Consider the following 12,643-nt stretch of genomic DNA (forward strand, 5'->3'; position numbering starts at 1 on the left):
GGCTCACTCCCTGGAAACTTTGACTTCGTTGGGTGGGAAGCTCGGATGAGACAGACCGTTGCGCTGAATGACCTCGGTCACACGGGTGGCGTCGCCAAACTGTTTGTAGGCCACGACCACTGCCGGAAAGGTTTCCTGAAAGGTTTTGCTGACCAGTCGCACACCGGATGAAGCCACGGCCTTGAGGTGCGCGATCAGCGCTTCCTTCACATCGGCGATGGCCTGGTAGTGCGCGGGGTCGGCCTTGTCCTGGGCCTTTTGCAGCGCTTCGTTCAACTCTTTTTGCAGCGTTTGCAGATCGTCGGTGACCGGCACTTCCTGACGCGTGACCGGCTGCTTCGATTGCTGGTCCAGCGAAGGTGTCGAGGTCAGTTTCACCGGCGTCGACGCCACCGGCATCGAGGCCACCCATTGCGCCACTTTGACGATCAGGGTGTCCTGCACCAGGTTGGCCATCGCCTGCGCGGCGGCGTTGGTGTCCTTGCCGGTGGTGATTTTCGGCGCGTCGGCCTTGCGGATGGCTTCGATCTGTTGGGACACGTCGGCAATCACGCCACGGTAGCCCTCCTTCGCGAATGCTTTCAGCTCCTTGATATCGCCGAGCAACCCCTTGAACTCCGCCGCCACTTCTTTGGGCAATTCCTTCACCGCCCTGACCAGCTCGGTGATCTGCTTGTACTGCGCGATCAGCGGCTTCAACTGCTCCTTGATCACGTCGTACACGCCGGTGAGGCTGTTGCGCAGATTGGCGATGCCGATCCGCGCCGCCTTGATCAGGGTCATCGCCTGTTCGAAGCGCGCCACCGCCGAGCCGAGTAAACCTTCGGCCTTGATCAGCAGGACTTTTTGCGTGCTGACCGTCGCCGTCGGAAACGGCAGCGGTCGGTCCGGGTAGAACTTCAGACTGAACGTCACCATCCCGCCGTCCTGGCGGGTATGGGTCATGTCGCACTCGCCGACCTTGACCTGCAAGCGCCCCAGCCACGGATGCACCAGTTCGCCGCTGCCCTGTTCCAGGGCCTGGAGCAGCTTGTCGCGCTGCTCCAGGCAATCGGCACCGATGATGAACGCCGTCAGGTCGTGGGTCTTGGCCTGCTGGCCGAGGTCCTCGAAAAACGGCAGGTCGCGTTGCGGGTATTCGTGCAACTGCCCCTTGCGACCGACCGGGGTTTTCGCCTGGTCGATCCAGAAGCCGACACCGCGAAAGGATGCCGGCAACAAACGGTCACGCCAGTTCATTGGAACCTCCCATGGACAGCGAGCGATAGCCGATGCGCGAATTGAGCGCCAGCCCCGGTTGATTGGTTTGCGGTTGATCGGTGCGCAGCCCCGCCGGTGCGTTTTCGAAGCGCACCGTCAGGCCGCCTTCGAGTTGCGTACGGTTGTTGGCGGCGCTTTGCTGGATCAGTGCGCTGGAAGATTGCGGCAACGAGCCGCCCTGCAACGCACTGCCGCCCTCGGGTTTCGAGCTGGCACCGAAAAATGCCGGCGCCAGTTCACCCTTGCCTTCGGCATTGGTCTGGCGTTGCGCTTCGGTCAGGGTTTCGACCTTGCCGGTGACCTTGGCGATCAGCCCGGCGAAGCCACCGTCGAACAGTTCCTTGATCGGTGCGATGACGGTTTGCAGCTTTTGCCACAGCTCGCCGAACCACCCGACAATCGGCCCCCAGCTCTCAATGATCTGATCCAGGGGTTTCCATTCAAACAGGCCGTGCAAAAAATCCACGACCGGCGCGGACAGCGCCAGCACAACACCCCACAGCGCCGAGAAAACCTCACCGATGGGCTGCCAGTACTGCGCAATCTGCTCCAGCGGCGACCACTCGAACAGACCGGTGAAAAAGCCTTTGACCTGTTGCACTGACGTTTGCAGTGCCGTCCAGATCGGTTCGAAGAATCCGACGACACCACCCCAGGCGCTGGTGATCATTTCCATCGGGAAAAAATCGAACAGTGCCCGCAGCGTATCCCGGGTGATTTGCACGGCCGATTGCAGCGTCGTCCACACCGGCTGAAAGTACGCAACAACACCGCCCCAAGCGCTGGTAATCATCTGCATGGGCGAGAAGTCGAACAACGACACCAGGAACTCTTTCGCCGTTTGCGCGGCGTTTCGCAGGCCGCTGAACATCGGTTCGAAGAACCGGACCACACCGCCCCATGCACTGTCGATCATCTGCATCGGCGAGAAGTCGAACAGGTTTCTGAGGAACGCCATCACCGGCACACTCAAGGCCTTGAGCAGTTCCCAGATTGCCGAAAACAGACCGGTCAACGGTCCCCAGTTTTCCAGGATCAGGCCTGCGGGCGACCACGAGAAAACCGACTTGAAGAAGTCGATCACCGGCGCGGTCACGGTCTTGACCTTGTCCCAGATTCCCGAGAAGAAACCGGTGACCGGTTCCCGCAGCGCCGCCAGTGCCTGCAGCGGCCGCCAGTCGAGCACTGAGCGCAACGTCGCCATTGCACTGGCTCCGGCATTTTTCACGCTCTCCCACAATCCGGTGAAGAACGCGGAAATCGGCGTCCAGTTGGCCACGATCAGACCGGCCGCCACGGCAATGCCCATGGCGATCAGCATGATCGGGTTGGTCTTGAGCATCATGCTCATGACGTCCATCACCTGGGTCATGCCGGTGACGGCGGTTTGCATGGCGGAAAACGCAATCGCCCCCGCCGCCAGCCCTTCGACCAGTTTCGGGTTGTCGGCCAGCAGGCTGCCGACCTGGGTCAGCATCGGCTCCAGCCCGACGACCAATGCGCCCACCGCCGGCACCAGTGCGGCGTCCACCGCAGCGGATACCTTCTCCATGGATGCGCTGAACACGTTCAGGTTCTGCGCGGCGGCTTTGGGCGTATCCGGCAGGTCGACGGTTTTCGCCGTCTCGCTGACCTCGGCAAGCTTGCCCTGAAAGGCTGCGGCGGATTTGATGCCGTCCACGAACGGCGTAATCACGCTGCCGCCCTTGAACAGACCGCTGATGTCCAGTTTGCCGAGGCCGGTCTGTTCGAGGTTTTTCTTGAAGTCATCGACCTTCACTCGCAGGGCGCCGAGTTTGGGTGACAGTTCGTCGATGCCCGTAAGCAGCACCGACGCTTTAGCTTTGGTTTCTTCTGCCATCACTGCACCTGCTGCATCGCATTGATCCGTTGCGCGTGCTCCAGCGATTCGCGAAGCACATCCAGTGGCCTGGCCATCATCTGTTCGGGGTCAACCTTCCAGAACCAGGCCAGGTCATAGGCGACCGAAATCAGGTCGGTGATGGCTCCGACGCCGCACTCATGAAAAAACTCGCAACGGCCCAGCTCAGCGCGTTGAGGTCAGCCAGGTCCAGCTGGTTGACCGACGACGGCGGAATGCCGGCGCATACGGCGATGTATTTGGCCGCCACGTCCATGTCGAGGCTGACCTCTTCGCTCTTGTCGATCTTGTACGGCAGCGCCTTGATCGCTCGCACCTCCTGCACCGTCGGACGGCGCAGGACGAGTTCGGTCAGGGGCTCGCCGTGAGCTTCGATCGCAACCTGAAGCTTCACGGCGCCGCTCATTGCCAGGTCCCCTTGATGCCTTCGAATTTCAGTTCGATGGTGGCGTCATCGCCTTTGGAGACGGGCTCTTCGACCAGGTAGGCACCGGCCAGTACGTAGACTTTGCCGTTGCTGAATTCGCAGGTGACGGTGATGTCGGTGCCTTCGATCAGCTTCTTCAGCGGGAAGTCGGCGGTGTGCAGCGCGGTCACCTTGAACGATGGCGCGATGTCGGTTTCCTTGTAGAAACCCGGTACGACGGTTTCGCGTTTGACGGCCATCAGCGGGGCTTCGCAGCCGCCGTTGATAGTCAGTTGTGCACCGTCGACCTTGACGTAGCAGGTGCCTGCAATCAGTTGACCCATGGTGTTACTCCCTTCAAATAAAAAGCCCACGCAAGGTGGGCTGAAATCACAGTGTCAGACGCGCCGATCAGGCGACGTCGTCGTACTGCAGGCGGAACTGGTTGAGCAGTGCGAACACGCGCAGACCGTTGATGTAATCCGGCGGGAACAGCACGTTCACGCGGCTCGGGTCCTGCACGTCGCGCTCGACGATCAGGTGCTCGGCGAACAGCTCGGCGTTTTCCACGTGGCCTTCGAGTTCGAGCTTGGCGTACTGGGCGATCAGCTCACCGCGAATGGTCGCCGGGGTGACGATCGGCTGGCCGGCGCCAAAACGGGTGCCGTCGGAAGCCAGTTTGTGGCGACCGTACTTGCTGGTGATCACGCTTTGCAGACGACGCACGATGAACGCCGACTGGTGCATGGTTTCGCTGTCCAGGTACGAGTTGTCAGCCTGGCCATAGGCGTTTTTCTGGTAGGTGGTGATCGAGCGCTGGATGCGCACATAGCCGCCTTCGTAGTACGCGGTGGCGATGCCGTAGTTGAGCAGCGACTGACGCTCGGTCAGGGTGAAGCGCTCGCTCGCCGGGGCCGGATCGACGCCCGGCAGGCTGCCGCTCTGGGTCGGACGGCTGGCGTCGGCGGAGATGAACACCGCCGTGCGCGCGGCCAGTGCTGCAGCTTGTACCCACACCGGTTGCGGAACGCCCGGTTCCAGCGCCTGAATGGTCATGTGCTGGTCGTTGCGTGCCTGACCGGCTGCCACCAACGTGCCGACGGTGCCGCGCTTGGCGCTGTAGACGTGACCGAACAGTTGCTTGGCCCACGACCAGCGACCGGTGCTGTCGTCCATGACCGCTTGCCAGGTGTTGAGGGTGGCCAGGTCGGACCATGGCAGTGTGATGAACTCGAACGGCTCATCACCCAGTGCAGCAACCGCTTCAACCTGGTCAGGCACACCGACGCCGCCGGTCATGGCGGTGATGGCGGTGGTCAGGCCGGCCGGGGTTTCTTCACCGTTGCTCTTGCCCAGGCGATTGAATTGCAGGCTGATGTCGTTGCCGCTCTCGCCGGTCCATTTGGCGTTCAGAGTGACGACGCCTTCGGCCGCTGCTGCGCTCACCGGCAGATCGGCGGTGGCGTTGATTTTCTGTGCCAGGGCGGTGGCCGCCTGGGCAGCGGTGGCACCGTTGACCACAGTGGCCTGGACGCGGACGCCGCCGACATACAGGTTGAGCACGCCGGCCTGAGTCGCGGTGCCGGTCAGGGTCAGCACGCCTTTGGCGATGGCGCCGGTGGCGTTGTGCAGCGGCAGGCACCAGATCTCACCGATCGGGTCGGCCTTGCGGAAGGTCTCGTACATCGAGGCGAGCATCGAGCCCTGGCCGCCAATGCTCTTGGCCAGCGCCACGCTGGAGACCAGCACCAGTTTGCCGACTTCGCTCGGAGCGATGTTGTCGTTGACCTGCGCCACGATCAGGCGACGCATGGACGAGGACGCGCTATTGGCGGCCGAGTTGTCCATTTCGGCATAGAACAGCGGTACACGAATGTCCGCAGGGATGTTACTGAATCCGATCGCCATTATTTGGCTCCCTTTTGTTTGGCTGTTGCGGTTTTGAGGGTGATATCGCCGTCGGCCAGACGCCGGCGCCACCAGGCGCTGTCCAGCACTTCACGGCCTTCCAGTGGCAGCAGGTCGCCGGCTTCCGGGTCCGGCACGGCACGGCCAGGGGCCGGCACTACGGTGATGCGGTTGCTCATGGGGTTACGTCTCCAGAGAAAGTCATTTCCACGCGCCCGTCAGGGCCCGGGCGTTTCAGGTTGGGGTCGGCCGGGTCGATCGCATCGACCCGCACGGTGGCCCCGGTAAAGGACGACAAACCGTCCAGTTCGCGTTCGTGCCAACTCTCCGCAGGCTGACTTGGCAGATTGCGGCCCAGCTGGAACTCGGCAAAAAAGCGCAGCCGGTAGAACGCGCGGCTGCTGTTGATCGAGACCGTTTCGCCGCCGTCATAAACGATGGCGCTGTAGTTGGAATCGGGTTTGAAACCCACCAGTGCACGCCACAGTTCGGCGCGCAGGTCGTGCAACAGATCCAGCGCTTTTGTGGCGTCCGTGGCATCGAGTGCCAGGATGATTTCGAAGCGGTCGCGGATCGGTTGGCTGGGGGAGTTCTGTGAAGAGCTGGCGCTGGCTACGTCCGACAGCGGCAAAACATGGGCCGAGGGCATCGGCAGATTCGGGTCGCCTTGCAATAGCGCCAGGTCGACACCTGTCGCGATATGGCCGGCAAGGCTTGGGCATTGCGCACGCAGCTGCGTGAGGATCGGGGAGATCTTCATGGGGAGCGTTCCAGGTTTTGTGAATGACCACAGAGAGGTGTGGCGGTGAGAACGGGGGATCAGTCCTTGGCTTTTGCCTCGGGATCCCGGCCGGTCGCTTCGATCAGGCAGCGATAGCTTTCCTCGCGCTTGCCGCTGGCCGTGACCTTTTCAATCGACCAGCGACCGCGCATGAAGTCCGGCCAGGTATCGTCGAGTACCAGCAGACCTTCGGCTGCCAGCAGGGGATCGCCCGGGCAGGTGACCTTCAGCTTGTATTTCTCGCGCAGCATCTTGCGCACTTCGGCCTCGCCGATGGCTTTGGCTTCTTCTTCGCTGGCCAGTTTCTGGCGAATGACCTTGTAGGGTTCGGAACCGGTGATCACCTCCCGCAGCTTGCCGAGAGCACCGTCCCAGAATGAGGTTTTGCAACCCTGATTCTGGGTGCGGGCAGTCTCTTCCAGCGTGGCGCTGATGAAGGCGTGATCGCCCGGCCGATTGTTGTGGGTCACCGACAGCCTGACGTCCGGTATCACCTGGCCCGACAGGTTTTTGAGCTGCGCCGGTTTCGCCAGTACGTAAAGGTCGTTGAACGGTTTGGCCACCGCGTCGTACTTTTTCGCCAGGCGTGTGATGAAGCCCATGTCGGTTTCGTTCGACTGGTCGACATGAGCGATCCTGATCAGCGCCAGTTCGGGATCCACGCGCGGCGAGAATCCGTGTCTCGAGACCAGCTCGCGAAACAGTCCGCCAAGGGTTGTAGGGCCATGACTGGCCGTGCGCCGTTCCTTGAATCCGGTGTCGTCCTTGCCGCTGAAAGGCGCGGCGGTCGCGACCAGCGTCAGGCGCAGCGGGAACAGCGTGGGTGTCAGTCGAGTGACCTTGAACTGGCCTTTTTCGACCAGCCCGGTCTCCAGATACCCCACCCGCAACCCGATGGTTCCGCCCAGGGTCGGCAAGCCTTCAAGGCCTTCCAGATCGAGCACCAGCGTCAGTTGATCGGACTCCATCCCGGCGGCATCGATGTGTTCCCAACTGATCAGGCGCTGGTTCAGCAGGTCCTTGTTGGCGCCGTAGATTTCAATCGCCGGCGTAAATCCCTGTGCCATGCAGCCTCCTTAATCCCAGGCCAGAACCGGTTTGATTGCGGCCGGTCTGCTGTCGAGCTCCGGCAGCGTCACCCAGACACCTGCCGGCAGGATCGGACCGTGCTCGGCCAGGGTCGGGTTGAGTGTCCAGAGGGCTTCTTCGGCGCTGTCATCGCTGCGACCGGTTTCGCGGTACAGCAACAGATTCACCGAGTCACCGGCCACGCTTCGTACCTTACGCATTGTTGAACTCCGACAATCCGATGACCCACTTGATCACCATCGCGGTGCCGTCATCGATGACCTCGCTCTGGTTTTCGTCGATGCTGTTGATCCGCCACAAACCCCAGTTGCGACCGATGCCGTCAATCAACGGCAACGGTACACGCAGTGCTTGCAGCGCACGCAATTCATCGAGCCGTTCCATCCCCACGGCGTACATCGAGGTGCCGGAGATGGTCAGGGTTTCAGGCTTCTGCCCTGTCTGATGGGATCTGGGTTTGCTGTTGAGGATCTGCAACTCGGTCCAGCCACCCTCGGATTTTCGCGACAGCGTGCTGTACGCAAAATCCCGGGACAGACCGAAGATGAAACTGCCCAGTGCCATTTGTTGTTTCATTGGGCGACTCCATCGGTCAGGGCTGCGTCGCGGCGGGTGGCGAGCGGGTTGTTGGTCAACAGCGGCAGGAACTCGCCGTGGAATTGTCCGCTCAGTTGTTGCCCGATGATCGAGCGAATCTGCTCGGCAGTGTCCGGTGCCGGACAGGTGACCTGGATCAGTGGGGAGAAGGTGACTTGCTGGTTTTGACTTTGAGTGGGAGCGTTGACCAGGTTTTTCGCGACATCTCCCGGTGCAGCGAGTTTGTCGGTGGGCGGGTCCGCGAGTTTTTCTGATAGCCATGAGCCCGCCATTCCGCCCAAGGCACTCCCGATGCCTATGCCGACACCTGGAAAAACAAACCCGCCGATCACAGCGCCAATGGCTGCCCCTGCCAGCTCGGCTTTTGCGCTTCCCACCGCTTTTTCATCACCTTCACGCAGGCCTTTCAGGCCTGTGTAAGCGGCGTGCGCCAGCACTAACGGGGCAGCGACCTTACCCACCAAAGGTGTCATCCGGGACAGCATCGGCATGATCTTGGCTCCGAAGCTCCGCACCGCAGGCATGACTTTGGCTCCGAAACTCCGCACCGCAGGCATGACCTTGGCACCGGCGCTCCGCACCGCAGGCAAGACCCTGGCAGCCGCACGCTTGATCGAAGGCATGACCTTCATCGCTGCACCACGCAGGCGATTGCCCAGGCTTTGACGAACAGCGGGCGTGCGGGGCTTGGCACTTTTCGCAGTGGTTTTAGCCTGCTTGCCCTGACCCGACTTGCGAGCCGAACGTTTCTTTTTGCGACCGCCACCGTTGTCATCGTCACCGGTGATCATATCGCCGACTTCGGACGGAAGACGTGCTGCGGCCAGGCGCAGAAGCCTCGTGGAGACCGCATCAAGCACTGCAGACACGCCGGTTTTCAGTGCCCCCGCCACGAACGGCGTGGCAGCCACCCCAAGCAATGTCAGTGCAGCGGTGACGAACGGGAAGGTTTCGGCCGCTGCGCTCAGTCCATTGACCACCGCAGTAAGCCCGATGGCAATGCCGTCTGTCACCGGGGCCAATGCATTGCCGACTGCCGTGGACAGCCGGTTTAGACTCGCATCCAGCGCATTCCAGCGTCCCTGCGATGTATTGCCATAAGCCTCAGCGGTTGCTCCCGCCGAGCCTGCATACAGGGACTTGTCAGCAACCAGCTTGAACGCCGTTTGAACATCCTCAGGCTTCTTCAACAACTCGAGGATTGCATCATTGTTGCCAAACAGCGTTTTAGTCAACGAAGCCTGTTTCTCCTCAGGCTGTTGCTTGAGTTGTTCCAGAACCAGCTTGATCGTTTCGGGTGCATCGCCACTCATCCCGTGCGCGAGCGACTCCGGGTTCAGACCTATGTCGGCCCAGGCCGAGCGCTGCGCCGATGACGCGGATTCTCCCTTGCCCAGAACCGTCGTGAAACTCTTCAGCGCCGCTCCGGCATCGGTCTTGTTAGCGCCGCTGTTGAGGAACGCCGCCGCAAGTGCAGCCACTTGTTCGGGTGTCATCCCGGCAGCCTTGGCGTCCTGACCGGCGCTTTGAACGACGGAGCCGATGTCCGCGGCTTTGACGTTCAGGCCACTGTTGCCAAGGTAGTTGGTTGCGTCTGCCAGATCCTGGCTCTGCACCTGATCAAGCTTCAAAGCGGTGCGCCAGCCCGACAACATTTCGCCAGCCGCCTTGACATCCATCTTGAAGGCCGAGGCATTGATGGCGGCATCACGGGAGAAATCCTGCAACGCCTGCGTTTTCTGCTCGCCCTTCAGACCATCACTGATACCGGACCGCAGCCCGGCGAGTTGCACTTGCAACAGATCCGCGCCGGTAGCCCCGCTGGGGGCAACCCGTTTATCACTGGCGATTTCCAGGTTCTTTTCCGAAAGAGCCTGAAGCGATTTCGTGCTCAGGTGCAGCACCTGATTCAATTCAACCAGCGCCGTCTCGTTGGCCATCGCCGATTGCAGTCTTTTCGGTGGCGGGCGCTGCTCGATTTCCGCCTTGAGTTTTGACTTCGGCTCACTATTGGCGGCTGGCGGCGCCGTGACGACCTTGAACAACGACTGCTGGCTGACCAGCAGTTCCCGCAGTTTGATCTGCTCCTGCGTGAGCAAGCGAATATCCACGCTCGCCAGCGCCATTGTCAGGTTCAAGTCCTGCAGCGGTTTGCCAAAGCCATCGGCCACCGCCAACCCGGCTGCTGCGTTGCCACTCTCATTGGCGTATGTGAGCGCAAATTTGCTCTCTGCCATGCCGCTCTACTCCTGTTTCACGCCAAGGCGAGTGATCGCTATGTCGTAGCGGCGCAACGCCTTTTCGGCGTCCCACTCCAGAATTTCCGCCTCACTTACCGGGTAAATGAGCGGCACGATATCGAGGATTACTTCGATGTCGCGTTCTGAAAGAAGGCCGCCGGCTGGTTTAAAAAATCGTCGATGCGCACCTGCAATTGCGTCCAGTCCGGCACGCTCAACAGGGCCAGATCGGGGATCATCAGGCCGGTGCAATGGGCGGTGATGAACTCGGCGCGTTCCTTGGCCGTTTTCAGTTTCTTCATCACTTTGGTGGCCCGCAGCGCCGGCATTTCCAGACTCAGCGAAGTCACGGTGCGGCCGGTGACGGCGAGCGGCAACAGCAGTTGCACCTGATCGGGATCGTCGGACTGTTCCGCGTCTTCGACCTGGTCGAGAAAGAACGACGCCGGACGGGTCGAGAATTCGTGCACGTACTGCGCGATGGTCACGTAGTCCGGGCGCTTGAGCTGGTCGAGTTCCTTGACCGACAAGCCGGTGGCCAGCAGCGCCAGTTCAAAGAACTGGTCGTCTTCATCGTCGCCTGCGCGTTCCAGCGCTTCTTTCTGGGCGGCGTAGAACAGCGGCTTGAGCTGGATCGATTCGATCTGCGAGCCGTCGTCACCGGTGATCGGCGACAGCAGGTCATGCTTGGGTGGCATCCACGACATGTATGAATTCCTTGGTAATTCTTGAGGGGGTGTTGCAGTCCCTTGTGGGAGCGGGGCTTGCCCACTCCCGCAGGGTTTTGTGATTGCCTTTGGCCGAGGCTTACGGCATCAGCACCGCACGACGGGCATCACCGAGGATGTCGACGCCGTTGAGCACGAACTTCTGGGTGCGCACGTCGATGTCGATCACCGGAACGCCGTTTTCCAGGCGGGTGTAAGTCCGGCAGGAGAGCTCCAGCGTGGTCTTGGGTTTCTCGCCCATTTTGATCGTGCCCTCATCGAGGATCTTCAGCTTGCCGCCCACGGTGTGGTAGGTGAACCAGGTGTTGCCGTCCTGATCCTGACCGGCTTCGCGCACGTTCAGCAGGATGTCTTCGCCCAGCTTCACACCCAGTGCAAGCATGATTTCCGGGCCGGTGCCCTGCAGGATCAGCTTGGCGCCGAGTGCCTTGGCGCTCTTGGCCATTTCCTCGACGATGAAGCGCCCGCCCGTCATGTTTTCCACATCGAATTCGATCTTCGGCGGGGTGAATTCCTCCACGGTCGCCGACAGCGGCAGGCCTTGCAGGGTGGCCGCGATGGCCTGGCGATTACGGTTGGTAAACATTAGAGAACGTCCTCCAGGAACTGCTCGATGATTTCATCGCGGGCGTTGAGTTGATAAACCATGTGTTCGTTCGGCGCGTAGCGGCCGTAGTCGATGACCACGTACCAGGTGCCGTTCTTGTATTTCTCGACGCTGTTGAGTTCCGGGTGCAGGTACACGCTGCCGCCGGGAATGGTTTCGTCGGCGACCAGGGTCTGCAGCCAGTCGTTGATGCGCTTGACCTCCTGATCCATGAACGACTTGGTCAGGTTCTTCGCCATGGCTTTCTGGCCGGCCTTCACCAGCTTGCGGCTGATGGCGTCCTCCAGACCGACGTAGCTGATGAACTTGCCGGTGATCGAACGGTTGCCCAGCAGCGAGAAGCCGCCAAGGATGGTGCGGGCGTAGTAGCTGACGCCGTAGCGGTTGAGCAGATCGCCTTCGGTGGAGGTGTCGAGGATGTTGTACTCAACAACGCGGGACACGTCTTCGGCGTAGGTCACCTGGTTGCCCGGGCTTTCCCACTGCTTGACCTTGGCCAGCGCGGCAATCGCCAGGCTGGATGGCGCGAGGAACACGTTTTTCTTCGCGGCTTTCGAGTACACGGCAGGCATGTTGTGCACCACCAGGCAACGATCGAAACCGAGGTCAGCGCCGCCCAGTTCCTGGCTGTACAGCACCTGATCGGCGACCGAGACGTCCTTGCCGTCCAGCACCACACGGGCCTTGATGCGCTTGCCGAACGAGGCGAACTCGCTGGCCACAGCTTTGGTGCCGGTAAAGCCCGGCGCGCCGATGATGGTCAGGTCTTCCGGGACGCTGCCCAGTGCCGCCAGACCGAGCTTGCGGCCGGTGGCCGGTTCAACACCGCCGATTACCGCGTTGACGGTGTCAGCCGGGGTCGCGCCCGCTTCGACGATCACCACGTACACCGGCACCTTGACCACTTTGAGGATCTGGTAAACGGCGTGGTACAGGGTGCCCTCTTCCGAACCTGTCGGATCGAGCAGCGCGTGGGTGGTGAAGCTGTTGATGCGAAACGGTGCGTTACGCGGAATCAGCGGATCGGCTTTCGGCGCGGTGCCGACCAGACCGATGACGTTGTCGCCCAGGCCACCCATGGCCTCGGGGGATTCGGTGGCATTGACGGTAATGCCGTTGTGCTCGAAGTTCAGAACCTCAGCCAT

General features: G+C 61.3%; 14 protein-coding genes. All 14 read right to left on the bottom strand.

Features of this window, described 5'->3' with window-relative positions:
- Positions 1-3: 3 nt before the first annotated feature.
- Positions 4-1,239, bottom strand: coding sequence for a DNA circularization protein (locus AC07Y2_RS17845; protein WP_039771262.1), 1,236 nt, complete (start codon positions 1,237-1,239; stop codon positions 4-6).
- A complete protein-coding gene (locus AC07Y2_RS17850; protein WP_103386538.1) occupies positions 1,226-3,121 on the bottom strand; it encodes a phage tail family protein in 1,896 nt (631 codons plus the stop codon). Before AC07Y2_RS17850 ends, AC07Y2_RS17845 begins: the two co-directional genes overlap by 14 nt.
- Positions 3,122-3,251: 130 nt before the next feature.
- Positions 3,252-3,548, bottom strand: a complete 297-nt coding sequence (locus AC07Y2_RS17855; RefSeq protein ID WP_003222226.1) for a phage tail assembly protein — start codon at positions 3,546-3,548, stop codon at positions 3,252-3,254.
- Positions 3,545-3,892, bottom strand: coding sequence for a phage tail tube protein (locus AC07Y2_RS17860; RefSeq protein ID WP_007908779.1), 348 nt, complete (start codon positions 3,890-3,892; stop codon positions 3,545-3,547). Before AC07Y2_RS17860 ends, AC07Y2_RS17855 begins: the two co-directional genes overlap by 4 nt.
- Positions 3,893-3,959: 67 nt before the next feature.
- Positions 3,960-5,456: a phage tail sheath subtilisin-like domain-containing protein gene (locus AC07Y2_RS17865; RefSeq protein ID WP_103386539.1), complete on the bottom strand. Its 1,497-nt coding sequence runs from the start codon at positions 5,454-5,456 to the stop codon at positions 3,960-3,962.
- On the bottom strand, positions 5,456-5,635 hold the full coding sequence (locus AC07Y2_RS17870; protein WP_039771254.1) for a DUF2635 domain-containing protein: 180 nt from the start codon (positions 5,633-5,635) through the stop codon (positions 5,456-5,458). Before AC07Y2_RS17870 ends, AC07Y2_RS17865 begins: the two co-directional genes overlap by 1 nt.
- Positions 5,632-6,216 (bottom strand): phage tail terminator protein, encoded by a 585-nt coding sequence (locus AC07Y2_RS17875; RefSeq protein ID WP_103386540.1) that lies wholly within the window; start codon positions 6,214-6,216, stop codon positions 5,632-5,634. Before AC07Y2_RS17875 ends, AC07Y2_RS17870 begins: the two co-directional genes overlap by 4 nt.
- A 59-nt stretch (positions 6,217-6,275) precedes the next feature.
- Positions 6,276-7,304 carry a phage tail protein gene (locus AC07Y2_RS17880; RefSeq protein WP_103386541.1) on the bottom strand — a complete coding sequence of 343 codons (1,029 nt, stop codon included), beginning with the start codon at positions 7,302-7,304 and terminating at the stop codon, positions 6,276-6,278.
- A gap of 9 nt (positions 7,305-7,313) precedes the next feature.
- Positions 7,314-7,526, bottom strand: a complete 213-nt coding sequence (locus AC07Y2_RS17885; protein ID WP_085605268.1) for a tail protein X — start codon at positions 7,524-7,526, stop codon at positions 7,314-7,316.
- A complete protein-coding gene (locus AC07Y2_RS17890) occupies positions 7,519-7,902 on the bottom strand; it encodes a phage tail protein (RefSeq protein WP_007954886.1) in 384 nt (127 codons plus the stop codon). Before AC07Y2_RS17890 ends, AC07Y2_RS17885 begins: the two co-directional genes overlap by 8 nt.
- Positions 7,899-10,160 (bottom strand): phage tail tape measure protein, encoded by a 2,262-nt coding sequence (locus AC07Y2_RS17895; RefSeq protein WP_103386542.1) that lies wholly within the window; start codon positions 10,158-10,160, stop codon positions 7,899-7,901. The genes AC07Y2_RS17890 and AC07Y2_RS17895 overlap by 4 nt, the downstream gene beginning before the upstream one ends.
- 128 nt (positions 10,161-10,288) lie before the next feature.
- On the bottom strand, positions 10,289-10,870 hold the full coding sequence (locus AC07Y2_RS17900; RefSeq protein WP_102686571.1) for a phage tail assembly protein: 582 nt from the start codon (positions 10,868-10,870) through the stop codon (positions 10,289-10,291).
- A 100-nt stretch (positions 10,871-10,970) separates the two neighbouring features.
- Positions 10,971-11,477, bottom strand: a complete 507-nt coding sequence (locus AC07Y2_RS17905; protein WP_064379035.1) for a phage major tail tube protein — start codon at positions 11,475-11,477, stop codon at positions 10,971-10,973.
- Complete coding sequence (locus AC07Y2_RS17910; RefSeq protein WP_064379034.1) at positions 11,477-12,643, bottom strand: phage tail sheath protein; 1,167 nt, start codon at positions 12,641-12,643, stop codon at positions 11,477-11,479. The genes AC07Y2_RS17905 and AC07Y2_RS17910 overlap by 1 nt, the downstream gene beginning before the upstream one ends.

The sequence above is a fragment of the Pseudomonas sp. GW456-12-1-14-TSB6 genome (genome assembly GCF_059424205.1).